This window comes from Massilia yuzhufengensis, assembly GCF_900112225.1.
In the GTDB taxonomy this organism is placed as follows: Bacteria; Pseudomonadota; Gammaproteobacteria; order Burkholderiales; family Burkholderiaceae_D; genus Telluria; species Telluria yuzhufengensis.
This window is the reverse complement of the sequence record NZ_FOLD01000001.1, coordinates 377,427-403,134: the sequence shown is the minus strand read 5'-3', so window position 1 is coordinate 403,134 and position 25,708 is coordinate 377,427. Positions and strand designations below refer to the sequence as shown.

The window sequence follows — 25,708 nt, the reverse complement described above, 5'->3', positions numbered from 1 at the left end:
ATTGCGAATGTTCACTTCCTTCAGCCATGAAGAATAGCAAAAACTGCCGTTCAGTCGCGCACCTCAGGACCATCCTCGCGCAGGGCGGCCTTGACCGCCGACACCCGCGCCGCGTGCACGGCCTCGGGGATGCGGGCACGGTTGTCGGCAAAGCGCGCCGCCACCTCGCCGGCGTTCACGGCGCGCGCCGCGTCCAGCGCGCGCAGCAGGTAAGGACGCTGCGGATAGTCCTGGAAGCGCATGGGGTGCGCTTCGTGGCCGCGCCCGCGCGCGTCGCATTCGCAGGCCAGCAGCATCTGGGCGAAGCGCTCGGGTTTACGGAAGGCGTCGCAGCGTTCCAGCAGGGAGACGATGGTGTTGGCGCGCAGCAGCTGCGCGCGGCTGACGTTGCCGTGCTCGCGCGCCGTCATCAGGCCGAGGTCGCGGCATTCGTTGGGCACCTTCAGGCGCCTGCTCACGGCCGTCACCAGCGCCAGGCCTTCGCCCTCATGGCCGTGGTGGGCCGGCCAGCCTTCGCTGGGGGACAGGCCCTTGCCCAGGTCGTGCACCAGGGCGGCGAAGCGGACTTCGAGCGGGTATCCCTGCTCGGCCGCATAGTCGACCACCAGCATGATGTGCACGCCGGTGTCGATTTCCGGGTGGTGGGCCGGCGGCTGGGGCACGCCCCACAAGGCATCGAGTTCGGGCAGGATGCGCGCCAGGGCGCCGCAGTCGCGCAGCACGGCGAACATGCGCGAAGGCCGTTCTTCCATCAGCCCGCGCGCCAGTTCCTGCCACACCCGTTCGGGCACCAGCGCGTCGACCTCGCCCGCTTCGACCATGCCCTGCATCAGGGCGAGGGTGCTCTCGTGCACCCGGAAGTCGGGAAAGCGCGCGGCAAACCGGGCCAGGCGCAAGATGCGCACCGGGTCTTCGGCAAAGGCCGCGGAGACATGGCGGAAGATGCGGGCGGCCAGGTCGGCCTGGCCGTGGTAGGGATCGACGATGCTGCCGTCCTCGGCGCGCGCCATCGCATTGATGGTCAGGTCGCGCCGCACCAGGTCGTCTTCCAGCGTGACCTCCGGGGACGTGTGGAACACGAAGCCGTGGTAGCCGGGCGCGGTCTTGCGCTCGGTGCGCGCCAGCGCGTATTCCTCGTGGGTGTCCGGGTGCAGGAACACCGGGAAGTCCTTGCCGACCGGGCGAAAGCCCTGGGCCAGCATGTGTTCGGGGGTGGCGCCGACCACCACGTGGTCGCGGTCGGTCACGGGGCGCCCGAGCAGCGCGTCGCGCACGGCGCCGCCGACCACGTAACTCTTCACGCTCATTCCCGAGGCAGCTCGAGGTCGTGCTTCGGGGTCGGGTCGTCCTCGCGCATGGCTTCCTCGACCCAGTGCGCCACCGCCGGGTGGGCCAGCACGCGTTCGCAGTAGGCCTGCAGCGCCGGCGCCAGCGCCACGCCATAGGTCTGGAAGCGGCACACCACCGGCGCGTAGAAGGCGTCGGCAATAGAAAACTCGCCGAACAGGAAGCGGTGGTGGCCGAAGCGCGACAGGCAGTCTTCCCAGATTTCGCAGATGCGGCCGATGTCGGCCTGCGCGCCCGGGGTGCGCCCGCGCCCCGGCAGCCGGGCCTGAATGTTCATCGACATCGCGGTGCGCAGCTCGCCGAAGCCCGAGTGCATTTCGGCCACGATGGAACGCGCCAGCGCGCGGGCGGCCACGTCCTGCGGCCACATATGCTTGTCAGGAAATTGCTCTGCCAAATATTCGGTAATGGCCAGGCTGTCCCAGATCGTCATCTCGCCCGCCAGCAGCACCGGCACGCGGCCCGCGTGCGAGTAGCGCGCGATGTTGGCGGAGGTGTCTGGCTTGTCGAGCAAGACCCGGATCTCGGTGAACGGGATCCCGAAGGCCCTGGCCGCCACCCATGGCCGCATCGACCACGACGACACGTTCTTGTTGCCGATGACGAGGGTCAGGCCAGGCTGGCGCGCCTGGTCGAGGGTGGAAGACAGGGCTGGATCGAGTTCGATGGTCTGCATGGATTTCCTGTGGTCGGTGCGATGATGGACGGTCAGCGGCCCGCGCGCTCGCGGTAGTCGTCGAGGCCACGGCCGGGAGCCAGGTAGTGCGGGGCAGCCGCCTCGAGCGACGTGAGCTTGATTCCCAGCGCGCCGGCTGTCAAGGCTTGCGTTTGCACATCGACCACATTATCGGTGTTCATGGAATCGAGGTTGTCGCGGCTGATGACCGGCTCGCCGGGCAGCAGCTCGAACACCCGCGCCTGCAGGCGCGCGGCCCAGTCGGGCAGCCCCAGCACGCGCCGTTCGTGGCCGCTGTAGCGCCCGCTCAGGCGCACCAGTTCGGCCAGCGTGTACACCCCCGGCCCGCCCAGCTCGATGGTGGCGCCGCGCGTGTGCGGGTCGCGCAGGGCCTGGGCGAACGCGGCGGCCACGTCTTCCACGTAGACCGGCTGGAAGCGCGCATCGGGACAGGCCAGCGGCAGCACCGGCAGGTGGCGCTGGAGTTTCGCGAACATGGTCAGGAAATGGTCGCCGGGCCCGAACACGACCGACGGGCGGAAAATGGTGGCGGCAACCTGCAACTGGCTGCGCGCGGCCTGTTCGCCGTCGCCCTTGGAGCGCTGGTACATCGAGGCGCCGCGGCTGTTGGCGCCCAGGGCGCTCATGTGCAGGTAGCGCGGCACGCCCGTCTCCGCGCAGGCCTGGGCGATGCGGCGCGGCAGCTCGACGTGCAGGCGGCGAAAGCCGGGCCCGTAGGGGTCGCCATGGCCGCCGTGCAGCACGCCGACCAGGTTGATGACGGCGTCGCGTCCGGCAAACAGGCGGCGCAGGGTGGCGTCGTCGTGGATGTCGGCCACTTCCAGGTCGAGGTAGGGCAAGGTGGCGAGGTGCTTGGCGGCCTCGTACTGGCGCACCGGCACCAGGGTATTGACGCCGTCCCGCGCCAGGCGCGCCAGCAGGTGGCCGCCGATGAAGCCGGTGCCGCCGATGACCACCACGTTCTGTTCGCGCATGGCGCCGTTCCTTTCAGGGGTTCAGGGCAGGATCGACGCGCGCTCGCGCGGCTGCACGGTGCGCACGCGGGTGCGGATCGATTGCGGTTTTTGCTCGAACACGGCGGCGTAGTTGGTGGCGTTGGCCAGCACGTTGCGCACGTAGCCGCGGGTTTCCGCGAACGGGATGCTTTCCACGAAGATGGCGCCTTCCATCGGCGCGTCGAGCACACCGCGCCAGGCGCGCGCGCGCGAGGGCCCGGCGTTGTAGGCGACGGTGGCCAGGATTTCGTCGCCGTCGAAGTTGGCGAGCACCATGTTCATGTAGTTGGCCCCGAGCGTGATATTGGTACGCAAGTCGGTGAGCATGCCATGCACAAAATTATCCATTCCAATTTTGCCCGCGACCCATTTGCCGGTGGCGGGCATCACCTGCATCAGGCCGGAGGCGCCGACACCGGAACGCGCGTCGCTGATGAAGCGCGATTCCTGGCGGATCAGGCCATAGACCCAGGCTTTATCGAGGCCCAGGCCCTGGGCGGTCGGGTGCAGGAGGTCGAGGTGCGGCGCCGGGAAACGCTGTGCGTAGTCGAGCTCGGTGCGGGTGCGCAGCGAGGTGTCGACCGTGCGGTCGAGCAGGTCGTTGCGGCGAGCGAGTTCGCCGGCAGCCAGCAACTGACGGTCAGACATGCCGCGCAGCGCCCAGTTCCATTCACGGTTGCCTTCCGCGCGCAGGCGCAAACTATAGAACTTCAGGGCGCGCTGCAGGCTCGGGTTGGCGATCGCCTGCCCCAGCTCCTCGAGGCTCACCGGCGTGGCCGGCGGCGGCGCCACGACCTGCCGGCCGAGCTCGTCCAGCGCCAGCTGGCCATAGAAATGCTGCTGGGTGGCGACGCGCTCGAAGGCCGCATTCGCTTCGACCATGCGGCCCTCGTGCTTGTCGGCGCGTCCCAGCCAGTACACCCAGGCCGACTCGGCGCGCAAGGCTGGCGGCATCGCCTCGATGGTGGCGCGCACGGTTTTCCAGTCGCCGCGGCGCAGCGCGATGCGGGTTTTCCACTGCGCCTGTTCGTTGGTCAGCGGCACGCCATTGGCGCGCTGCCAGTAGGTGGCGGCGTCGGGCGAGAGCACGATCGAGGCCGCGTGGGCGATGCCGGCCCAGCCGATCGCGCGTTCTTCCGCGCTCAGCTTGGGGCTGTTCTTCTGCAGGGCCACGGTGGCCAGCCTGAGGCTGGTGCGCGCCATGCGGCCGAGGGCGACCAGGTAGATGGCGCGCTCGGCGCGGGTGGCGCCGATCCCGCGCGCCATCGCCACCGCCGGCACGTCGACCGCCTGCGCGGCGCGGGTTTCCGAGGCGCCGAGCAGCGCGGCCAGCCGCCGTGCCGGACCGGTGGCATCGGCTTCGCCGGCCAGGCGCAGCTGCCAGTACACGTCTTCCTGGTTCATCTGGCCGGACTGGAGCAGCTGGGCGACCAGGGCGGCGCAGGCTTCGCCGTAGCCGGCCGGGTTGCCCAGCAAGGTGCGCGCTTCCGCCGCCACCTGTTCGCCGCGGCCGGCGCGCGCAAGCAGCGCGTAGCAGCGCACCTGCAGGTTGTCGCCGCGCGCCAGCTGGCCCACTTCGCGCTCGAAGCCGGTCCAGTCGCGGCGGCGGCCGAGGTCGAGCAGCCATTCGGTACGCAGCTGCTCGGCGACGGCGCTGCCTTCGTGGCGCCGCAGCACCTCGCGGATCTCATCGGCGGGTGCGTCGCGCAGGCGGGGTTTCAGACGATAATAGTCGACATAGGACGCCAGCGCATGGTTGGGCAGGCGCGACGCCAGCGCATTGGTGCGCGCGGCGTCGTTCTGGCGCGCCGCTTCGCGCAGCAGCAGGAAGGTGTCGTCGTCGGCGCGCGCATCGCTGGCGCCCGGCACTGCGGGGGCGCCAGCGGGCACCGGCGGCACCAGTTGCGCGGCCGGGGGCGCTTCGGGCGCGGCGGCGGCGGCGCTCGACGGCAGCGTCGACATCGTCAATACCAGGGCAAGGGCGGCCGGCAATGCGCCGGTAGTCAATCTCTTTTGGAACATCCACAACTCTCACTCTACGCTGCATTCAGACCATGACCGGCGATTCAAGAATACCATGTGCCCCCGGGCTACTGCCAGACAAGGGCGCAAGCACCACGTCCGATAAACCACAGTTGCGCTGCCTGCTCAAGGAAGGGCGCCGCGCGATCGATCCCGCGCTCAAGCGCGCCTGGGACGAGCGCATCGGCGCGCGCGTGCTGGCCTCGTGGCGCGACCATCCGGGCACCTCGCTGGCCGTGTACTGGCCGCTGGCGGGTGAACCGGACTTGCATCCAGCCTACGCGGAATTGGCCCGGGCAGGCGTACGGCTGGCCTTGCCTGTCGTGGTGGCACGCGATGCGGCGCTCGGGTTTGCCGAATGGGCGCCGGGCGAGCCTACCCATGTGGACAGCATGGGCATCGCGGTGCCGGCGGATTTGCGCATGGTGGCGCGGCCGGACGTGCTGCTCATTCCCTGCCTCGGGTTCAATGCGCAGGGCTACCGGCTGGGGTATGGCGGGGGGTTTTATGACAGGACGCTGGCGGCCGCGCCGCGCCCGAGAACGGTGGGCATCGCGTATGCGTGCCAGCAGGTGGAGTTCGACAGCGGGGAGTATGACATTGCGCTCGATGCGATCATCACGGAAGCGTAGGGTGCGCGTTCAAGCACCCATTGCACTGCCGCGAATATTCATGATCTGTTTGAACGCGCGGACGGCATAGCCGTCCACCCTACAACGGCAAGACCGTTATTTCACCAGCCGCTGCCAGATCGCCGTGGTCGCCGCTGCCTGGTTCATGCTGTAGAAATGCAGCCCCGGCGCGCCGCCGGCCAGCAGGCGTTCGCACAGGCTTGTGACCACGTCCAGCCCGAAGGCCTTGATCGAGGCGGTATCGTCGCCGTAGCTGGCCAGCTTCATGCGTACCCAGCGCGGGATCTCGGCGCCGCACATGTCGGAGAAGCGCATCAGCTGCGTGTAGTTCGTGATCGGCATGATGCCGGCCACCACCGGCACGTCCACGCCCAGCTTGCGCGCGTTGTCGACGAACTCGAAGTAGGCGTCCGCATTATAGAAATACTGCGTGATCGCGGCGTTCGCGCCGGCCTGCACCTTGCGGGCGAAGGCCTGCAGGTCGTCTTGCGGCGAGCGCGCCTGCGGGTGCATTTCCGGATAGGCCGCCACTTCGATGTGGAACCAGTCGCCGGTTTCCTTGCGGATGAACTCGACGAGCTCGTTGGCATAGCGGAATTCGCCGCCGCCGCCGTAGCCGCTCGGGAGGTCGCCGCGCAGCGCCACCAGGCGGCGGATGCCGCTGTCCTGGAATTGCTGCAGGATCGCGCGCAGCGATTCGGCGGTGCCGCCCACGCAGGACAGGTGCGGCGCTGCGGCATGGCCTTCGGACTGGATCTCGAGCACGGTCTGCAGTGTGCCCTGCTGGGTGGTTCCACCGGCGCCGAAGGTCACCGAGAAATACTTCGGGGCAAGGAGCGCCAGCTTCTGGCGCACGACGCGCAGCTTGTCCGCGCCTTCGTCGGTTTTCGGCGGGAAGAACTCGATACTGAAATTATGAGTTTCCATCTTTGTCTTTGAGGAGCAAGGAAGAAAGCGCCCACGAAATGATGCTGTACAGGATGGCTGCGAGGAAGGCCGATCCGAAGCCGGTCACGTCGAAGCCGGCGATCCAGTGCGACACCATCCAGAACAGTGCGGCATTGATGACGAGGATGAACAGGCCCAGCGACACCACGGTCACCGGCAGGGTGAGGATGACCAGGATGGGGCGGATCAGGGTATTGACCAGCCCGAGCACGAGCGCGGCGATGAGCGCGGTCGTGAAATTGGAGACGGACACGGAGTGCATCAGGTACGGCAGGGCCATGAGGGCGGCGGCATTGATCAGCCAGGTAACAAGCAGGCGCATCGCATCGACTTTCGTGGTACACGGGCCATTTTTGCAAAAGGCCCGGCTGTTGAAAAAACGGGCGCTATCGAAGCGCCCGCGTTCACCGTCCAGGAATTAATAACGGTAGTGGTCCGGCTTGTACGGACCGGCCTGGCTCACCGAGATGTAGGCAGCCTGCTCTTCGGTCAGTTCGGTCAGTTGCGCGTTGAGCTTTTTCAGCTGCAGGCGCGCGACTTTCTCGTCCAGGTGCTTCGGCAGCGTGTACACGCCGACCGGGTAATTCGCGGTGTTGGCGAACAGCTCGATCTGGGCGATGGTCTGGTTCGCGAACGACGAGCTCATCACGTACGACGGGTGGCCGGTGCCGCAACCGAGGTTCACCAGGCGGCCTTCGGCCAGCAGGATGATGCGCTTGCCATCCGGGAAGATGACGTGATCGACCTGGGGCTTGATGTTTTCCCACTCGTACTTCTTGATCGCCGCGACTTCGATTTCGTTGTCGAAGTGGCCGATGTTGCAGACGATGGCCTGGTCTTTCATGCGCAGCATGTGCTGCTCGGTGATGACGTGGTAGTTGCCGGTGCAGGTGACGAAAATGTCGCCGTGTTCTGCCGCGTAGTCCATGGTTACGACGCGGTAGCCTTCCATCGCCGCCTGCAGTGCGCAGATCGGATCGATTTCGGTGACCCACACCTGGGCCGACAGCGCGCGCATGGCCTGGGCCGAGCCCTTGCCGACGTCGCCGTAGCCAGCGATCACGGCGACCTTGCCGGCGATCATGACGTCGGTGGCGCGCTTGATGCCGTCGACCAGCGATTCGCGGCAGCCGTACAGGTTGTCGAACTTCGACTTGGTGACGGAATCGTTGACGTTGATGGCCGGGAAGGCCAGCTTGCCTTCCAGGTGCATCTGGTACAGGCGGTGCACGCCGGTGGTGGTTTCTTCGGTCACGCCCAGGATGCATGGCAGGCGCTTGCTGTACCACTGCGGGTCACGCGCGAGGCGGCCCTTGATGGAATTGAACAGGCAGATTTCTTCTTCCGAGCCCGGCTTGTCCAGCACCGAGATGTCCTTCTCGGCGCGCACGCCCAGGTGCAGCAGCAGGGTCGCATCGCCGCCGTCGTCGAGGATCATGTTGGCGTGGTTGTCGCCAGGCCATTCGAAGATGCGGTGGGTGTATTCCCAGTACTCGTCCAGGGTTTCGCCCTTGACGGCGAACACCGGGGTGCCGACCGCGGCGATGGCGGCCGCAGCGTGGTCCTGGGTCGAGTAGATGTTGCACGAGGCCCAGCGCACGTCGGCGCCGAGGGCTTCCAGGGTGCGGATCAGGACCGCGGTCTGGATGGTCATGTGCAGCGAACCGGCAACGCGCGCGCCCTTCAGGGGCTGGGCGGCGGCGTATTCCTCGCGGATCGCCATCAGGCCCGGCATTTCGGTTTCTGCAATACGGATTTCCTTCTCGCCCCAGGCTGCCAGGGAGATGTCGGCGATATGGAAGTCCTTGAGATCTTTAAGTACGGCGCTCATCACGCGCTCCTTTCAATGGTTGAAAAAAGTTAACGTGAGCGCGGTTGCGGATATCCGAGCCTGGCGAAGATGGGAATCTTCGTCGCAACGCTCCTCGGAATGGGCAAGTTTAACACGAGTCCGCCAATGCTGCGAGAGGCGCCGGGGCTTGCCGCCAGGGTATTTGCGGCGGCGCAACGGCCGCCGTTCAGGCAGTGCTCATGGCTTGCGTGGGCGCCGGCGCAGCCTGCAGCTGGAGCAGCGGCAGGCTGATGTCGAAGCGGCTGCCGCGGCCGACGCCGTCGCTGGCCGCCGTCACCGTCCCGCCATGCAGGGCGACCAGGCTCTTGACCAGCGCCAGCCCGAGGCCCAGGCCGCCATGCTGGCGCTCCGACGATGGCTCGGCCTGCATGTAGAGGTCGAACAGGTGGGGGATGAGTTCGGGGGCGATGCCCTGGCCGTTGTCGGCGACCTGCAGCGCGCAGTTGCCCTCGCGCTGCGCCAGGCTCAAGCTGATATGGCCGCCGTGCCCGGTATAGCGGATCGCATTGCCGAGCAGGTTGCCGATGACCTGGACCAGGCGCGTCGCATCGCCCTCGACGGCACAGGGCGCCGGCGGCAGCGCCAGCTCGACCCGCTGGCCCTTGCGCTGGGCCGCCGGCATGATCTGCTCGACGGCGGCATTGACCACGTCGCGCAGGTCGACCGGGGCCTTGACGATCGAAATCAGGCCGCGGCTGATGCGCGAGACGTCCAGCAAGTCTTCCACCAGGCGGTTCATGTGGCCGACCTGGCGGTTGATCAGTTCGCCCAGGCCGATGGTCTGGGTGCTCGCCCCCGGGTTCTTCTTCAGCAGGTGGGCCGCCATGGCCGCGGCCGACAGCGGCCCGCGCAGTTCGTGGCTGAGCATCGACAGGAATTCATTCTTCTGGCGGTCGGCCGACATCAGCGACGCCGCTTTCTCGTTGAGCAGGCGGTTCAGTTCCTCGACCCGCGCATTGGTCTGTTCCAGCCGGCGCGAGACCTCGACCAGCTCGTCCTGGCGCTCCTGCAGCGCGGCCAGCGCATCGGTCAGTTCGCGGTTCTGGTGATGGGCTTCCGACAACGCCACATTGCTCGGCATCGCTACGCCGGCCAGGTCGCGGGCAAGCTCGAGGGCCGTGACCGCGGGCGAGGCCAGGGGCAGCAGCTTGACCAGCACGATGCGGGTGCCGCTGCTGCCGGTGGTGATATCGCAGCTGTCCATGAAGCGGCGCGCCGCCAGCAGCCCGCTGCCGGCCAGGTGGTGCGACTCGCCGGCGCGCGCCAGCAAGGCGTCCAGGTCCGAGATGCCCGGCCCGGTATCGTCGACCACGACTTCCAGCATCTGCCGCGCCCCGCGCACCCCCAGCGAAAACGCCACCCTGCCCCCGACCGCATAGCTGAAGGCATTGCGTGCGAGTTCGGACACGACGGTCGCGATACGGGCCTGGTCGTGCGAGCCGAAACCGCAGTGTGCGGCGATCTGGCGGGCACGCTGGCGCGAGGCGATCACGTCGAGTTCGCAAACGATGGCGCTGGTGAGGATGGGGTGGGGCATGTGCCTTTCTGGCATGGGAACTGCTCTGACAAGCGCGTGAAGTGTGCCTTCACCGAATTATTGATGCCAAGAGGAAATGACGAATGTTCCAGTATGCAACAGAAACGAGCACCTGCCGAAGAACATCAGGAAAAATACCCATTCGCCACCACAGATTCGCCTGCAAGACGCAGGAAGCGAGCACGGCAAGCGCGGCAGCGAGTGGCCGCGCCGCGCGGGCCCGGCGAAGCCGGACCCGCGTTGTGACGAGGATTACGACAGGCCGGCTTCGGCGCGCAGCAGCGCCGCCTTGTCGGTGCGTTCCCAGGTGAACTCCGGCTCTTCGCGGCCGAAGTGGCCGTAGGCGGCGGTCTTGGCGTAGATCGGGCGCAGCAGGTCGAGCATCTGCACGATGCCTTTCGGGCGCAGGTCGAAGTGTTCCATGACCAGCTGGGCGATCTTGTCGTCCGGGATCACGCCGGTGCCTTCGGTGTACACGGTGATGTTGATCGGGCGCGCCACGCCGATCGCGTAGCTGACCTGCACCTGGCACTGGCGCGCCAGGCCGGCGGCCACCACGTTCTTGGCGACGTAGCGGGCGGCGTAGGCTGCCGAACGGTCGACTTTGGTAGGATCCTTGCCCGAGAACGCGCCGCCGCCGTGCGGGGCTGCACCGCCGTAGGTGTCGACGATGATCTTGCGGCCGGTCAGGCCGCAGTCGCCCTGCGGGCCGCCGATGACGAAGCGGCCGGTCGGGTTGACCAGGAACTTGGTGCCTTCGAGCCATTCGCGCGGCAGGGTCGGCTTGATGATTTCTTCGATGACCGCTTCTTCGATCTGCGAGTGGGAGACGTCAGGATGGTGCTGGGTGGACAGCACGACGGTGTCCACGGCGACCGGGCGGCCGTTGGCGTAGCGCAGGGTGACCTGCGACTTGGCGTCCGGGCGCAGCCACGGCAGGCGGCCATCCTTGCGCAGCTGCGACTGGCGCTCGACCAGGCGGTGCGCATAGTAGATAGCGGCCGGCATCAGTTCCGGGGTTTCGTCGCAGGCGTAGCCGAACATCAGGCCCTGGTCGCCGGCGCCTTGATCCAGGTCGATGCCGGCGCCTTCGTCCACGCCCTGGGCGATGTCGGGCGACTGCTTGTCGTAGCAGACCATGACGGCGCAACCTTTGTAGTCGATGCCGAAATCGGTGTTGTCGTAGCCAATGCGCTTGATGGTGTTGCGGGCGACCTGGATGTAGTCGACGTTGGCGTGGGTGGTGATTTCTCCTGCCAGCACGACCAGGCCGGTGTTGCACAGGGTTTCGGCGGCAACGCGCGCGCGCGGATCCTGTTCCAGGATGGCGTCGAGGATGGCGTCCGAGATCTGGTCGGCGACTTTGTCGGGATGGCCTTCCGAGACGGATTCGGAAGTGAAGAGGTAGTCGTTGGACATGGGGGGGCTCCGGTTACTGCGGTGGGTTGTAACGTGCCGCAGCAACTGGTGCCTGCGACGCTTTAGCGACATTTATATTCCGCATCGCAAGTTGTCATTAACTCGGCGGATCCTGCATTAAGTGGTATTTTACGCTGCCTTCGAGAATTTTGCTCTAGCAAGGCTCACTTCGTTCAACTCTGGTCAATCGCATGTTAGTTCTTTTATTTCGTGCACTATCGGTATTTCCATTGCCGTTTTTGCATGCCCTCGGGTCCGTACTCGGCTGGCTCGTCTATCTGCTGTCTTCCTCCTACCGCAAGCGCCTGCGCGCCAACCTGGCCCAGGCCGGCTATGAAGCCCAGCTGCACGCCGCGGTCGCCGAAGCCGGCAAGGCCATCATCGAGCTGGCCTTCGTCTGGTGCGCCGACCCGGCGCGTGTCAACCGCCTCGCCAGCGTCGAGAACTGGGACCTGGTGCAGCAGCGCCTGGACGCCGGCCGCGGCATCGTGTTCCTCACGCCCCACCTCGGCTGCTTCGAGATGACGGCGCAGCAGATCGCGCTCAAGACCGCGCTGACCGTCATGTACCGCCCGCCGCGCAAGAGCGCGCTCAAACCCCTGGTCGAAGGCGCGCGCGCCCGCCACAACCTGCACCTGGCGCCGGCGACGCTGGCCGGCGTGCGCATCCTGGCCAAGACCCTCAAGGGCGGCCAGCCGATCGGCCTGCTGCCCGACCAGGTGCCGCAGGAAGGCGAAGGCGCGTGGGCGCCCTGGTTCGGACGCAGCGCCTATACCATGACCCTGCCCGCCAAGCTGGCCCAGCTGGGCAAGGCCGACATCCTGCTGGTATATGCCGAGCGCCTGCCGCGCGGGCGCGGCTACGTGGTGCGCTTCGTGCCCTTCGAGGGCGACCTGTCGGGCAGCGCCGCCGAGCAGGCCGCGGCGATCAACCGCGCCATGGAGCAGCTGATTGCACGTGCCCCGGCGCAGTATTTTTGGAGCTATAACCGTTACAAGCAGCCCGATGGCGTGGCCGGCCCGGACAGCGGGGCCGCGTCATGAGGGTCTTGCTTGGTTTCATGTGGCTGCTGCATTTCCTGCCGCTGCCCCTGCTCGCCCGCCTGGGCGAAGCGGTCGGCAGCCTGATGTTCCTGGTGATGGGGCGGCGGCGCCGCATTGCCCTCACCAACCTGCGCCTGTGCATGCCGGAAAAATCTGACAGTGAGCGCCATGCGATCGCGCAGCAGCATTTCCGCGCCTACGCGCGCAGCATCTTCGAGCGTTCGATCCTGTGGTGGGCGCCGGAAGCGCGCGTACGCAAGCTCATCCACGTCGAGCCGGCGGTGCCACAGGCGGCGATGGAAGACGGCCCTACCATCCTGCTGTGCCCGCACTTCGTGTGCCTCGACGTGGCGGGCGTGGCCTCGCGCGTGATCCCGGTGTGCAGCATGTACGTGCCACAAAAGAACGCCGCCTTCGACAAGCTGCTGCGCCACGGCCGCGAACGCTACGGCCCGGTGCGCCTGGTGACGCGCAAGGAAGGCATCAAGCCGATCCTGCGCGCGCTGCGCGACGGCCTGCCCTATTTCATGCTGCCGGACATGGACTTCGGCGAGAAGGATGCCGAGTTCGTGCCCTTCTTCGGCATTCCGGCCGCCACCCTCACTGCGCTGGGCCGCATCGCGGCCACCACCGGCGCCAAGGTGATTCCCGTGGTCGCGACCTACTTGCCGGATTACCAGGGCTGGCGTGTGCGTTTCTACCCGGCGTGGGAGAATTATCCGGGCGACGACATGGTGGAAGCGACGCGCCGCATGAACGCCTTCATCGAGGAGCGCGTGCGCGAGGCGCCGGCCGAATACTTCTGGACCCACAAGCGCTTCAAGACCCGGCCGGCGGGCGAGCCATCGTTCTACGATTAAGCTGGGCTAATCTATTTTAAAAAACGTTAAGCCGGGCTAATCCGGCTGGGCCGACCATGAAACTCAAATTCACCAAGATGCACGGCGCCGGCAACGACTTCATCGTCGTCGACGCGATCAACCAGCAGGTGTCCCTTAGCCCGGAACAATGGCGCCGGCTTGCCGACCGCCGCTTCGGCATCGGGGCCGACCAGATCCTGGTGGTGGAACGCCCGGCCACCGAGGGCGTGGATTTCCGCTACCGCATTTTCAACAGCGATGGCGGCGAAGTCGAGCAGTGCGGCAATGGCGCGCGCGCCTTTGCCCGTTTCGTCAGCGAGAAGGGCCTGTCGAGCGAGCGCAGCATCCGCGTCCAGACCATGCAGGGCATCATCGCGCCGCGCCTCGAGCATGATGGCAGCGTGACGGTGGACATGGGCGCGCCGGTGCTCGCGCCTGCGGCCGTGCCCTTCGACAGCAGCGGCCTGGGTGGCTGGGACGAGGGCGCGGACACGGCCTGGCCGCTCGACATTGGCGACAAGACGGTGTTCGTGTCGGTGGTTTCGATGGGCAACCCGCACGCGGTGCAGGTGGTCGACGACGTCGACAGCGCGCCGGTGGAATCCAGCGGCCCGGCGATCGAAGCGCATCCCCGTTTCCCGAAGCGGGTCAATGCGGGCTTCATGCAGGTGGTCGACCGCCATCACATCCGCCTGCGCGTGTATGAGCGCGGCGCCGGCGAGACGCTGGCCTGCGGCACCGGCGCGTGCGCCGCGGTGGTGGCCGGGATCCGGCGCGGACTGCTCGATTCGCCGGTGCGCGTGTCGGCGCGCGGCGGGGAGCTCAGCATTGCTTGGGCGGGGGACGGGCAGCCGGTATTCCTGAGCGGGCCGGCGGTAACCGTGTTCGAAGGCGAAGTGGAAATTTAGAGCGCCTGACGCTCATACGCTAGGCCGCCAGGCCGATCTCGGCCGGGCCCTCGCCATCTTCCCCGCCTTTGACAGCCGCTCCCAGCAGCGTGCGCAGCCGGTACAGCCGCTGCCGGTAGTTTCCTTCCGGCCCGGACGGCCCGCAATCGATGCCTTCGAACAGGCGCGCGATGCGGTCGAGCGCGTGGCGCTCCTGCGCGGTATCGACCAGCACCAGGCGCCGCTTGCTGCGGCCGTAGCTGGCGCGGATGTCGATCACCAGGCAGTGGCCGTGGTCCGCCGCCGGCACGTCGAGCAGCAGGGCTTCGGCGCGCGACAGCTTGAACAGGGCCGCCAGTTCCAGCCGGGCGCCCAGCAGCGGGTAGGCGCGCAGCGCTTCGCCCTGGCCAGCCAGCAGGCGGCCGGTCTCGACGTACGGGGGCGTGGCCAGGCGCGGCGCGATCTTGCCCAGCATCGCGGCCGACTCGGCGCAGCCCTGGGCCACCGCTTTCTGCAACCAGTACACGGCGGCGACATCCTTGTTTTCATTCTCGCGGCGGGCACGCCAGGCATTGTGGCCACATTCGAGCTGGGCCGCGCGATAGCCCATTTCGGCGGCGCGTTCGAGGTAGCGCTGGGCGTCGCCCACGTTACGCTGTGAAAATTCGGGCTTGATATAGATGCGCGACAGCGCGTACCAGGCTTCGGCCAGCCCCTGCTCGCCGGCCAGGCTGAGCCAGCGGATCGCCTTCTTGAAATTGGCGGCGCCGTGGCCGGCCACGCGCCGGCCATCGACGCCCATGCGGGCGCAACGCAGGCCGATCGCGAGCTGGGCATGGCGGTCGTGCTCGGCTGCGGCGAGTTCCCAGAAGCACAGCGGCTCTCCCGGCGCCAGCGCCAGTCCGTGCTGGAAGCCGTCGTGCTGGCCGGCCCCGTGGGCGCCGTCCTGCAGGCGCGCCACCCGCGACAGCAGGGCGATGTCGCCCGGCGCCAGCCGGTGCACGCCGTCGTGGCTGGCCGCCGTGCGCACGAGGGCGCGCGCCAGCGGCAGCGCGCGCGCCAGGTAGTCGCCGAAGCGCCCGGCCTGCCAAGCCTGGTCGAGCACGGCGGACTGGGCTTCGGCGACGCCGCTGTCGGCCGCGCACCGCAGCCAGCCCTGGGCCAGGGCCGGCGCCGGGCCGGCGGCGAGCTGCACCACGGGCGCGGCGTCGCGGCGCCGCGCCAGCAGCCACTGCGCATCGGGGAAGCCGGCACGCGCGGCGTCCTGGAGCGCGCGCAGGGCCTTGGGCCCGGCAGGCGCCGCGCCGGCCTCGGCCGCCCCACCGAGCACCAGTTGCGCAAACACCAGGCCGGCGTGCACGCTGCCGTCGTCGTAGGCGCGCTCGTACCAGGGCGCGAGCGCGGCGGCGCTTCCCTGGGCCAGCGCGAGCGGGATATGGTTGCCGATCAGTTGCCAGGCTTGCTGGCACTCCTGGCGCGCGGCCCGTTCGAGCCAGTGCAGCGCCGTCTGCAGGCTCCGCGGCAGCCCGGCGCTGCCGAACAGGTAGAGCCTGCCCAACTCGAGCTGGGCGGCAGCCTGGCCGGCGCGGGCGTTGCGGATGATCGCCAGTTCTTCTCGGTTAGCCATGATGATGTGTCGTGGTGGGAATCGACCGGCGCGGCGGCACGGCGGGAATCCATGGCATCGGCAGGCGCCACCACGCGGGCGGCATCCCAAAAAAGTTGCCAATATACAAGAATTCCCGGATTGCCGTCGTCGCAGGCCTCAGGTGACGCAGAGTCTAAGGCGTCCCCGCCGCCGCTTCGATGTAATCCCCGCCTTTCTTGAGGCGGCGCAAATCGTCCGCCCCAGCGGCTGATCCTTGTATCGTGGGAAATTGTGTCATCGACATGACACGCGTTTCAAAAATACAACAGCACGATTGGATTTATTGGCTTTCGACCAATTGCGACGGCGATAATTGACCAAACCTACAATCTTGACGACTCAAGCATTTAAGGTTCAGCTTATCCGGGTACTCAGCAGTAAGGCCGTGCCCCGGGTGACTGAGATTGAACCAAGAAAAAAAGGAACACGAATAATGAAACACTCCCTCATGGCTGTCGCACTGCTTGGCGCATTCGCTGCCGGCACCGTGCAAGCACAAACCGCCGTCCAGATCTATGGCACCGTCGACGCTGGCATCATCAAGCGCAGCGGCCAGACCCTGAACATCGGCAAGCGTGCTTCGAACACCCTCGGCTTCAAAGGGACCGAAGAACTGGGCAATGGCCTCAAGGCACTGTTCCAGCTGGAAATGCGTTACGAGCCGGATACCGGCACCAATGAAATCGGCGCCAACGGCACCCAGCGTCCGCTGTTCCAGGGCCAGAGCCGGGTCGGCCTGCAGGGCGACTTCGGCATGGTCCGCATCGGCCGCGGCCTGACCCCGCTGCATGAAACCATCGGCGCCTTCGACCCGTTCCACGCGTCGCCGAGCCCGGCCGGTTTCTGGACCGACCTGAGCGTCGCCGGCTACACCTCGCAGCCGCTGGACGTGGCGGGCTACTCGAACAACCGTTTCTCGAACGCGGTCTGGTACAACTCGCCGCTGCAGAGCGGCTTCCAGGTCAACGCCGCGGTGGCGACCAAGGAAAACAGCGGCGGTCCCGCCGTGGTCGGCCGCGGCACCGCGGCCGCGCCGCAGTACCCGGCAGGCGCCGAAGCATCGGCCAACCCGTTCTCGATCACCGGCACCTATAACAACGGCCCGGCGGCCTTCATGGCCGGCTACGAGCGCAACGCCATCGAATCGAAGATCTGGTCGATCGGCGCGTCGCTCGCCGCCACCCCGGAACTCAAGCTGATGGGCACTTACTCGAAGCAGGACCAGGAGCACAGCCGCATCGCCAACGCCAACACCACCGCATGGGTGCTGGGCGCCAACTACACGATGGGCCCGGGCAAGCTGCTGGCCGGCTACGGCCAGAAGGACGTCGACGGCCTGCAGAAGGTCAAGCAGTTCTCGCTGGGCTATGAGTACAGCCTGTCGAAGCGCACCTACCTGTACGTGGATGCGTCGCGCAAGAAAGGCACCACCGCCATTCCGTCGACCGTCAACCACTACGACGTCGGCGTGAACCACTCGTTCTAAGGCCAGGCTGCTGCACGGGGCGGACATGGGCAACCATGCCCGCCCCTGTTGTTTTATCCCGTCGTTTATTCCTTATTTTGTAGTTTTTAAGCAACGTCTGCCAAGGCGCCTGCCCGCTGCGCGTCCAGATTCTGTACAGTGCGCCACAGCAATGGCATATTGGCAAGGCGTATAACTAAACGCTCGTTCGCAAAATTAATATTGGAGATGCAATGAAGAAGAGTATTCTGGCCGCGCTGCTCGGCACCTGTTTCGCAACTTCGGCCTTCGCGCAGACCAGCGTGCAAATCTACGGCATCGCCGACGCCGGCGTCATGTTCCAGAGCGGCGGCCCGACCAAGATCTACAGCGGCGGCGCCGACGGCTCGCGCATCGGCTTCAAGGGCACCGAAGACCTGGGCAACGGCTACAAGGCCATCTTCAACCTGGAAGCGCGCGTCGAACTCGACACCGGCACCCAGCAGCCAACCCTGATGAACGACAATCCGGGCGTCTACCTGCTCAAGGGAATGACCGGCATCCCGCCGGCGATCCTGGCGCGCCTGCAGACCCTGCTCCAGCCACCAGGCGGCCCGGCCGTCAACCAGGAACGCGCGCTGTTCGACCGTACCGCGATGGTCGGCATGATCACCCCGGTCGGCGCCATCCTGCTCGGCCGCATGTACACCCCTGGCTATGAAGTCTTCAACATGGCCGACGCCTTCGAGTCCGGCACTGCCGGCACCTGGGGCCACATCACCGGCGGCACCGCCGGCTTCACCGCCCTGGGCGCGGACATCCGCTCGCAGGAAGCGGTCCAGTACCGCATCGCCCTGCCGAACGGCCTGGGCGGCTCGGTCATGTACGGTCCGAAGGGTTCGGGCTACCTCGGCCGCTACAACAAGTTCCGCGCCGGCGCGATCACCTACAAGGCCAACGGCTTCGACGTCGGCCTGGGCTACAACCACGGCTACGACCAGCAGAACCGTCCAAGCCTGCGCACCACCACCATCGGCGGTTCGTACACCCTGAACGACACCTGGAAAGTGTTCGCCGGCTTCCACAGCCAGCGCAACACCAACTCGGCCCTGCTGGCCGACTACATCGGCGGCTGGGATGCCGGCGTGACCCCGGTCCTGACCCAGCAGGGCGTGCCGGCGGCTAACCAGGCAGCGCTGCGCGGCATCTTCGTGCGCGCCATCACCGCCAACACCCAGCAGGACGCCAACAGCTGGCAAGTCGGCGCCCACTACAAACTGGGCAGCGGCCGCATCATGGCTTCGTACGCGCACCAGAACGACCGCCTGGCATCGAACAGCGACGCCGACCTGTACGCACTGGGCTACGACCACTTCCTGTCCAAGCGCACCGACCTGTACACCGTCGCCGCCATCATCCGCAACCAGAACGATGGCCAGTACGCACCAGGCACCGCCGGCAACCCAGGCGGCTTCACCAAGCGTCCAGGCGAAGATGGCCGCGCGCTGCAGATGGGCATCCGCCACCGCTTCTAAGCCTTCGCGGCACCCACGAAAAGACGCCTCCGGGCGTCTTTTTTTATGGCGCTGTCACCGTTCGCTGTTGGACCATGCCCAGCGCTGCCACAAGAAATTGCTCCGCCGATCGGATGCGCCGGCCGTCCAGCGCCCATTGCCAGCCCAGGTAGTTCGGCAGGTAATGCGACGCCACGCCCCTGAAGCGCGACAGCCATTGGCGAAAACGGCTGTGGTAGGCGTTCACGTTCTGCACGTGCAGGGCGCTGCGCGTCCGCTCTCCTGCGCGCAGGTTCACCGCTGCGTGCGACATCGCCGTGGCCAGCGCGAACGCCTTGTAGGCAGCGTGCCCATCGGTGACCAGCAAGACGTCGGGATCCAGCACGGGGAGCAGGTGCCGGTGCAACTGGGCGCAGGTCACTGCCCCGCGGCCGGTTACGAAGTCGAACGTTGCACCGCTCCGGTCGCGCGCCACCAGCACGCACACATGATCGCGATTGATGCCGCGCCATCGGGCCACGCCCCCACGCTTGCGCGCGGGCCGGTCGAGCTTGCGCGACCCTTTTTGCGACTCGAGCACGAACAGTTCGTCGGCCTCGGCAATGCCGGTGAGCGCTTGCGGACGGTCATGTTTGGTCAGGTGCAAGAAGCGGTGGCGCCATCGAAACGCCGTATTGCGGTGCACGCCGAGCGCTTCGGCGGTGGCGCGGACGGATTTTCCCTCGAGCATGCCGTCAAGGTTGGGCAACCAGCGCTCGCGATAGCGCAACCCGGCCAGGGGCGTGCCGGTGAGGGGGTTGAAGGTTCGCCCGCAAGCGCGGCAGCGGTAGCGCTGCAGGCCCCGGTAGATGCCATGGCGGTGCAGGCGCCGGCCCGCGCAATCCGGACAGGCAAGGTCCGGTTTGGCTTGTTCGATCGTTGCGCAGGCCCGGTCCAGGTCCACCGCCGGACGCAGGAAAGCGAACAATTGCTCGCGCTGGCGCCGGGTGAGCCGGGCCGCCCGTTGCAGCCATTGCTGGAAACCGATCGTGCGCATCGCCCCGTCTCCTGTCCTTGGAATGAAAGGTCAGACAGCGCGGCGGCTCGACAGTTCAGTTGACTCAACAAGGAAAGGTGACAGCGCCTTTTTTATGGCCGCCCATAGGTGGCTGTCAGGTAAAATGGTGGACGCAATCTTTCAAACCCGACCCCATTCATGACCACCGACACACTCGACGCCAGCGCTGTTGCCCAATACCTCATCGACCACCCGCAATTCTTCGAAGAGCACGCCGGCCTGCTGGGCGAAGTGAAGCTGTCGAGCCCGCTCACCGGCCGCGCCGTATCGCTGCAGGAACGCCAGATGGAAGTCATGCGCGACAAGTACCGCGTGCTGGAACTGCGCCTGGCCGAACTGACCCGCCGCGCCGAAGAGAACCATGCGATCGCCAACCGCTTCCACGCCTGGAACCAAGCCCTGCTGAAGTCCGACGGCGCCGCCGCCATGGCGCGCGACCTGGTCGATGCGCTGCGCAGCGAATTCATGGTGCCGCAAGTCACGCTGCGCCTGTGGAACCTGGCGCCGGAGCATGCCGGCGAATGGTTCGCCAGCGATGTGTCGGACGACGCGCGCCTGTTCGCCAGCGGCCTGCGCGCGCCTTACTGCGGCATGAACAACGACTTCGAGGCGGTGCGCTGGCTGGACGATCCGGCCGCGGTGCGCTCGACCGTGCTGATGCCCCTGGGCCTGGAAGGCAAGACCTTCGGCCTGCTGGTGCTGGGCGCGCCCGACGCCGACCGTTTCACGTCCACCATGGCCACCGATTTCCTGGCCCACATCGCCGCCACCGCCAGCACCGCGCTGGCCCCGCTGCGCGCGTGACGCCATGACGGCGGCGCAGACCGGCTGGCCGGCACGCTACCTCGGCGAGCTGGCCACCCAGCGCCAGCTGTCGCCGCACACGGTCGCGGCCTACCGCCGCGACCTGCAGGAACTTTCCCTCCTGGCCGGCCACGAAGACTGGCCGCGCCTGACCCACCACGACATCCGCCGCTTCGCCGCCAGGCTGCACGCCGGCGGCCAGTCGGCGCGCACCATCGCGCGCAAGCTGTCCGGCTGGCGCGGTTTCTACGACTGGCTGTCGCAGCAGCTGGCCTTGGCGGCCAACCCGGTCGAGGGCGTCCGCGCGCCGCGCCGTCCCAAGTCGCTGCCCAAGGCCTTGTCGGTCGACGACGCGGTGCAGCTGATGGAGGGCAATGCCCACGGCCACCCGGAACCGCCCGAACTGTGCGACCGCGCCATGTTCGAACTGCTGTATTCGAGCGGCCTGCGGGTCTCGGAACTTGCTGGCCTGGACCTGGTCTATACCGAAGGCGGCAACGGCGTGCCCGCCTCGGTCGGCTGGCTCGACCTGCAGGCCGGCGAAGTCGTCGTCACCGGCAAGGGCCGGCGCATGCGGCGCGTGCCCGTCGGCGCCCCCGCGCGCACGGCGCTGGCCGCCTGGCTGGCGGTGCGCCCGCCCGCGCGCGACGGCAGCGCCGCCCTGTTCTTGTCGGCGCGCGGCACCCGCATCACGCCGCGGGTGGTGCAGAATCGCCTGAACGCGCATGCGCTGCGCGCCGGCACGCCGGTGCATGTGCATCCGCACGTGCTGCGCCACTCCTTCGCCTCGCACCTGCTGCAATCGTCCGGCGACCTGCGCGCCGTGCAGGAACTGCTAGGACACGCCAGCATCACCTCGACCCAGGTATATACGGCCCTCGATTTCCAGCACCTGGCCGCCGTCTACGACCGGGCCCATCCGCGCGCCAAGGCCAAGTAAGCCGGCTTGAGCGGCGTCAAGACACTGCACGGTTGATGGTGATGTGTCACGAAATGCGGCATAATCGCCCGGTTTTCATGCCTGACAATCACGGCCAGTGGCGCCGCAACCGCAACAAGCGAACATCGAAGCGAACATGGAACCCATCCCAAGCACCATCCTCACCGGCTTCCTCGGCGCGGGCAAGACCACCCTCCTCAACCGCATCCTGCATGAGGAGCACGGCCTGCGCATCGCCGTCATCGAGAACGAATTCGGCGAGGAGAACATCGACAACGAGATCCTGGTGCGCGACAGCGGCGAGCAGATCGTCGAGATGAACAATGGCTGCATCTGCTGCACCGTGCGCGGCGACCTGATCGTGGCCCTGAACAGCCTGGCGCAGAAGCGCGCGGCCGGCGAGATCAGCTTCGACCGCGTGGTAATCGAAACCACCGGCCTGGCCAACCCCGGCCCGGTGGCGCAGACCTTCTTCGTGGACGAGGAAGTGGGCGCCAGCTATATGCTCGACGCGGTGGTGACCGTGGTCGATGCGCGCCACGCCATGGAGCAGCTGGACCAGCACGAGGAAGCCCAGCGCCAGGTTGGCTTTGCCGACAAGATCCTGCTGTCCAAGACCGACCTGGTCGATGCGGCCGCCGTCGACGCCCTGAAAGCGCGCCTGCACCGGATCAACCCGCGCGCGCCGATCAGCACCAGCGACTTCGGCCGCGCTCCCATTTCGGACGTGCTCGACCTGCGCGGCTTCAACCTGAACGACAAGCTGGAACTGGACCCGGATTTCCTGCGCGCCGAAGATGGCCACGACCACGAGCACGTGCACGACGAACACTGCGGCCACGACCACGGCCATGTGCACGACGCCTCCTGCGCCCACGACCACCACCACAGCCACCACAGCGACGACATCGCCGCCTTCGTGTTCCGCAACGAACGCCCGTTCGACCCGGAGCGCCTCGACCAGTTCCTGGGCAGCATGGTGCAGGTGTTCGGCCCGCAAATGCTGCGCTACAAGGGCGTGCTGTCGATGGTGGGCGCCGAGCGCAAGGTCGTATTCCAAGGCGTGCATCAAATCATGGGCAGCGACCTGGGCGCAAAGTGGGGCGAGGGAGAAACACGCGGGAGTAAAATGGTGTTTATTGGTAAAAATTTACCAAAAGAGGTATTTATCCGCGGACTCGAACAGTGTTTGGTATAAACTAGCTCAGTTTTGCGGGCGCGTCCGGGCCCGCCTGACGACCGGCCACGACAGTTGGCGGGCCGGGCGGCAGCGCCGGCAATACCGGCGCCATGCGCATCCGGGCATCGTCCCAATGACCTGCCACCAGGCGGGTCGGGACAGGCAGTAAAGGACGGCGGTCGCCGTCCGGGCAGCGGCTTCCGCAGGCACCTGTTGTTAAGGTGTCAATGCACAGTTTGCTGCTAAAATGAAAACCCCCTGTCGTATCGAAGGCATCATGACTAAAACAACGAAACCGAATACCGCGCAGCTCGAAGAACGCCTCCTGACGGAAGAAGAAATTCGGGCGATGGGCGACGACGAGTACATGAATCCGGCGCAGCTGGCGTTTTTCCGCAACCGCCTGCAAGAGCTCGAGAAAGAGCTCCTGAAAAACGCCGGCGAGACCACTGAACACCTGCGCGAAACCGTGCTGGTACCGGACCCGGCCGACCGCGCCACCATCGAAGAAGAACACGCGCTCGAACTGCGCACCCGTGACCGCGAGCGCAAGCTGCTCAAGAAAGTCCAGCAATCGATCCAGTCGATCGATGCCGGCGAATACGGCTGGTGCGAAGAAACCGGCGAGCCGATCGGCATCCCGCGCCTGATCGCCCGCCCGACCGCGACCTTGTCGCTGGAAGCCCAGCAGCGCCGCGAACTCAAGCAAAAGCTGTACGGCGACTGAGCCCTGCCCGCTTCTCCAAGAAAAGCATGCTCCGCGAGGCGCATGCTTTTTTCTTTTGCGCGGCGCCTGCCGTGCTTCCGTTTCATTTCCCATGGGATACACTAGCTGCGCAGCATCCGCCGGCACGGCACGCGTGCGCGCAGCACGCGCCGCCCGCAGCCGTGCTACCGTCATGCTCGTGCTGCAGACTTGTTCATTTATCCACTGGGGACCATGGGGCTGTTCTCCTTCCTGAAGAAAAAGCGCGATACGCCGTCCGGCGACCGGCTGGCCACGCTCGATGCGCCTGCGACGCACTTGCGCGCGGGCGAGCCGTCGCGCCTGCACAGCGAAGCCGAACGCGCGCGCCAGCGTGAAATCGCACGCGCCACCGCCGCCAAGATCGACGAGATCGAGCTGGCGATGGCGTCCGACATCTTCGATGACGAAACGCCCTGGGGCAGCGGGGCGCGCCGTCCCGCTGCTGCCGCAACGGCGCCGGTCCCCGAGGCCGCCACCGACGAGCTCCCGGATGCTGCGGCAGCGCCCGCCACCGCCCCGGCCGTCGAGGAAAGCGCCATCCTGTACGCCAATGGCCAGGCCGCCGCCGCCGAACAGCTGCTGCGCGACAGCCTGGCCGGCTTCGGCCACACCGAACGCCTGCCCTGGTGGATGCTGTTCGACCTCTACCAGGCCACCGGACGCGAAACCGAGTTCGAGAGCATCGCGATCGATTACGCCAGCCACTTCGAAACCTCGCCCCCGGCATGGCAGCCACTGCAGCCCGCGCACGATGCGGCGCCGCTGGCGGGCGTGGCCGCCGGCGAAGCGCTGGGCCCGCTGCTCGACGGCGGCATCGCCCCGCGCCTGCAGCGCCTGCTCGCATCGAACGCGCCGCTGGTGCGGATCGATGTCGGCGCGGTGCACAGCGCCACGCCCGCAGGCTGCGCCGAGCTGCTGGCAGCCCTGCAGTCGCTGCGCAAGCAGGGGCGCGAGCTGGTGCTGGCCGGCGCCGACACCCTGCTGGCGGTGCTGCGGCCCATGCTGGCGGTGGGCGAGCGCGCCTCGGGCGAAGCGCCGTGGCTGCTGCTGCTCGAACTGCTGCTGCTGTCCAACCGCGAAAAGGATTTCGAGGAATCGGCGATGGATTACTGCGTCACCTTCGAGCTCTCGCCGCCCTCCTTCGAAACCCCGCAACATGTCTCGACCGCAGCGCCGGCCCCCGGCGCGGGCGACCGCTTCCTGTTGCCGCCGCTGGCGCTGGGCGACTGCGCCGCGCTGCTCGACGCGGTCGACGCCTATGCCGACGGGCGCGAGGTGCTGGTGCTCGATTGCGCGCGCCTGGCGCGCATGGATTACGCCTGCGCCACCGCGCTGCTGGGCCGGCTGCGCGCGCAATCGGCCCAGGGGCGACGGGTCGAACTGCGCGACCTGAACCACCTGGTGGCCGCCCTGCTGCGCCTGCTCGGTGTCGAGGGCGGCGTGCGTCTTTACCCGCATCGTTACTGAAGCTTGTCGCGCCGGGGGCAGCGGTTTTGCCTGTACGACAGTTTTTGGCCTGACATTGTCTTGCAATTTTATGCAGCCACCCCATCTGCGGGGTGCTAGACAACCACGAGGCTAAAAATGGAACAATTTCACGGCACCACCATCGTCACGGTAAGGCGCGGCAACCAGGTTGCGCTCGGCGGCGATGGCCAGGTCACGCTGGGCAGCGTCGTCATGAAGGGCTCGGCGCGCAAGGTGCGCAAGCTTTACCAGGGCAAGGTCCTGGTCGGTTTCGCCGGCGCCACCGCCGACGCTTTCACCCTGCTCGACCGCTTCGAAGCCAAGCTGGAAAAGCACCAGGGCAACCTGATGCGTGCCTCGGTCGAACTGGCCAAGGACTGGCGTACCGACCGCATGCTGCGCAAGCTCGAGGCGATGCTGCTGGTGGCCGACCGCGAATCCACCCTGATCCTCACCGGCAACGGCGACGTGCTGGAACCGGAAGACGGCATTGGCGCGATCGGCTCGGGCGGCGTGTACGCCCAGTCGGCCGCCAAGGCCCTGTTCGAGAACACCGAGCTGCCGCCGGCCGAGGTCGTCAAGAAGGCGCTGACGATCGCCGGCGAGCTGTGCATCTACACCAATATGTCCCACATCATCGAGACCCTGGAATGAACCAGTCCCCCAT

23 protein-coding genes and 1 riboswitch are annotated in these 25,708 nt (G+C 67.0%); of the genes, 12 read left to right on the top strand and 11 right to left on the bottom strand.

Annotation, left to right across the window (positions count from 1 at the left end):
• Positions 1-50: 50 nt before the first annotated feature.
• The 4 genes from BM031_RS01810 to BM031_RS01795 are packed head-to-tail and all read right to left on the bottom strand — an operon-like array spanning position 51 to position 5,061.
• Positions 51-1,301, bottom strand: a complete 1,251-nt coding sequence (locus BM031_RS01810; protein WP_441293469.1) for a multifunctional CCA addition/repair protein — start codon at positions 1,299-1,301, stop codon at positions 51-53.
• 2 nt (positions 1,302-1,303) lie between these two features.
• Positions 1,304-2,023, bottom strand: a complete 720-nt coding sequence (locus BM031_RS01805; protein WP_091870292.1) for a glutathione S-transferase family protein — start codon at positions 2,021-2,023, stop codon at positions 1,304-1,306.
• A gap of 32 nt (positions 2,024-2,055) precedes the next feature.
• Positions 2,056-3,018 (bottom strand): complex I NDUFA9 subunit family protein, encoded by a 963-nt coding sequence (locus BM031_RS01800; protein WP_091870289.1) that lies wholly within the window; start codon positions 3,016-3,018, stop codon positions 2,056-2,058.
• Positions 3,019-3,039: 21 nt separating this feature from the next.
• Positions 3,040-5,061: a lytic transglycosylase domain-containing protein gene (locus tag BM031_RS01795; RefSeq protein ID WP_091870286.1), complete on the bottom strand. Its 2,022-nt coding sequence runs from the start codon at positions 5,059-5,061 to the stop codon at positions 3,040-3,042.
• 32 nt (positions 5,062-5,093) lie between these two features.
• Between BM031_RS01795 and BM031_RS01790 the strand changes: the two genes are divergently transcribed.
• Complete coding sequence (locus BM031_RS01790) at positions 5,094-5,693, top strand: 5-formyltetrahydrofolate cyclo-ligase (protein ID WP_091870284.1); 600 nt, start codon at positions 5,094-5,096, stop codon at positions 5,691-5,693.
• A gap of 96 nt (positions 5,694-5,789) precedes the next feature.
• Here the strand turns inward: BM031_RS01790 and metF are convergent, their stop codons facing one another.
• The 5 genes from metF to metK form a co-directional block, all read right to left on the bottom strand.
• Positions 5,790-6,620 (bottom strand): methylenetetrahydrofolate reductase [NAD(P)H], encoded by an 831-nt coding sequence (gene metF, locus BM031_RS01785; protein WP_091870281.1) that lies wholly within the window; start codon positions 6,618-6,620, stop codon positions 5,790-5,792.
• Positions 6,607-6,963, bottom strand: a complete 357-nt coding sequence (locus BM031_RS01780; RefSeq protein ID WP_091870278.1) for a phage holin family protein — start codon at positions 6,961-6,963, stop codon at positions 6,607-6,609. Before BM031_RS01780 ends, metF begins: the two co-directional genes overlap by 14 nt.
• Positions 6,964-7,059: 96 nt before the next feature.
• Positions 7,060-8,472, bottom strand: coding sequence for an adenosylhomocysteinase (gene ahcY / locus BM031_RS01775; RefSeq protein ID WP_091870276.1), 1,413 nt, complete (start codon positions 8,470-8,472; stop codon positions 7,060-7,062).
• Between the two features lie 29 nt (positions 8,473-8,501).
• Positions 8,502-8,574, bottom strand: a riboswitch (S-adenosyl-L-homocysteine riboswitch).
• Between the two features lie 85 nt (positions 8,575-8,659).
• A complete protein-coding gene (locus BM031_RS01770; protein WP_177207617.1) occupies positions 8,660-10,030 on the bottom strand; it encodes a sensor histidine kinase in 1,371 nt (456 codons plus the stop codon).
• A 252-nt stretch (positions 10,031-10,282) separates the two neighbouring features.
• Positions 10,283-11,449 (bottom strand): methionine adenosyltransferase, encoded by a 1,167-nt coding sequence (gene metK / locus BM031_RS01765; protein WP_091870270.1) that lies wholly within the window; start codon positions 11,447-11,449, stop codon positions 10,283-10,285.
• Positions 11,450-11,640: 191 nt separating this feature from the next.
• Between metK and BM031_RS01760 the strand changes: the two genes are divergently transcribed.
• Genes BM031_RS01760 through dapF form a run of 3 tightly spaced genes read left to right on the top strand, consistent with a single transcriptional unit; the run spans position 11,641 to position 14,260 of the window.
• A complete protein-coding gene (locus BM031_RS01760) occupies positions 11,641-12,492 on the top strand; it encodes a lysophospholipid acyltransferase family protein (RefSeq protein WP_091870268.1) in 852 nt (283 codons plus the stop codon).
• Positions 12,489-13,352 (top strand): LpxL/LpxP family acyltransferase, encoded by an 864-nt coding sequence (locus BM031_RS01755; RefSeq protein ID WP_091870265.1) that lies wholly within the window; start codon positions 12,489-12,491, stop codon positions 13,350-13,352. Before BM031_RS01760 ends, BM031_RS01755 begins: the two co-directional genes overlap by 4 nt.
• 56 nt (positions 13,353-13,408) lie before the next feature.
• Complete coding sequence (gene dapF / locus BM031_RS01750) at positions 13,409-14,260, top strand: diaminopimelate epimerase (protein ID WP_091870262.1); 852 nt, start codon at positions 13,409-13,411, stop codon at positions 14,258-14,260.
• Between the two features lie 19 nt (positions 14,261-14,279).
• Here dapF and BM031_RS01745 read toward each other — a convergent pair whose 3' ends face one another.
• Positions 14,280-15,866 carry an SEL1-like repeat protein gene (locus tag BM031_RS01745; RefSeq protein WP_091870260.1) on the bottom strand — a complete coding sequence of 529 codons (1,587 nt, stop codon included), beginning with the start codon at positions 15,864-15,866 and terminating at the stop codon, positions 14,280-14,282.
• 454 nt (positions 15,867-16,320) lie between these two features.
• On the opposite strand from BM031_RS01745, the gene BM031_RS01740 reads away from it, so the two are divergent.
• Positions 16,321-17,373, top strand: coding sequence for a porin (locus tag BM031_RS01740; RefSeq protein WP_177207616.1), 1,053 nt, complete (start codon positions 16,321-16,323; stop codon positions 17,371-17,373).
• A gap of 212 nt (positions 17,374-17,585) precedes the next feature.
• The gene (locus BM031_RS01735; RefSeq protein WP_091870254.1) at positions 17,586-18,866 is read left to right on the top strand and encodes a porin; all 1,281 of its coding nucleotides are present in this window, start codon (positions 17,586-17,588) and stop codon (positions 18,864-18,866) included.
• Between the two features lie 43 nt (positions 18,867-18,909).
• Here the strand turns inward: BM031_RS01735 and BM031_RS01730 are convergent, their stop codons facing one another.
• Positions 18,910-19,881, bottom strand: a complete 972-nt coding sequence (locus BM031_RS01730; RefSeq protein WP_091870252.1) for an IS1595 family transposase — start codon at positions 19,879-19,881, stop codon at positions 18,910-18,912.
• A gap of 159 nt (positions 19,882-20,040) precedes the next feature.
• Here BM031_RS01730 and BM031_RS01725 point away from each other — a divergent pair, with 159 nt between their 5' ends.
• The 6 genes from BM031_RS01725 to hslV all read left to right on the top strand — a co-directional run bounded on the left by BM031_RS01725 (position 20,041) and on the right by hslV (position 25,695).
• Positions 20,041-20,706, top strand: coding sequence for a DUF484 family protein (locus BM031_RS01725; protein WP_091870249.1), 666 nt, complete (start codon positions 20,041-20,043; stop codon positions 20,704-20,706).
• A 4-nt stretch (positions 20,707-20,710) separates the two neighbouring features.
• Complete coding sequence (xerC, locus tag BM031_RS01720; protein WP_091870247.1) at positions 20,711-21,646, top strand: tyrosine recombinase XerC; 936 nt, start codon at positions 20,711-20,713, stop codon at positions 21,644-21,646.
• A 136-nt stretch (positions 21,647-21,782) separates the two neighbouring features.
• Entirely contained in the window at positions 21,783-22,844 is a 1,062-nt protein-coding gene (locus BM031_RS01715) for a CobW family GTP-binding protein (protein ID WP_091870244.1), read from the top strand.
• Between the two features lie 259 nt (positions 22,845-23,103).
• Complete coding sequence (dksA, locus tag BM031_RS01710; protein WP_091870241.1) at positions 23,104-23,553, top strand: RNA polymerase-binding protein DksA; 450 nt, start codon at positions 23,104-23,106, stop codon at positions 23,551-23,553.
• A 189-nt stretch (positions 23,554-23,742) separates the two neighbouring features.
• Positions 23,743-25,041 carry an STAS domain-containing protein gene (locus tag BM031_RS01705; RefSeq protein ID WP_143084489.1) on the top strand — a complete coding sequence of 433 codons (1,299 nt, stop codon included), beginning with the start codon at positions 23,743-23,745 and terminating at the stop codon, positions 25,039-25,041.
• Between the two features lie 117 nt (positions 25,042-25,158).
• Positions 25,159-25,695 (top strand): ATP-dependent protease subunit HslV, encoded by a 537-nt coding sequence (gene hslV, locus BM031_RS01700; protein ID WP_091870236.1) that lies wholly within the window; start codon positions 25,159-25,161, stop codon positions 25,693-25,695.
• The last annotated feature ends 13 nt before the right edge of the window (positions 25,696-25,708 follow it).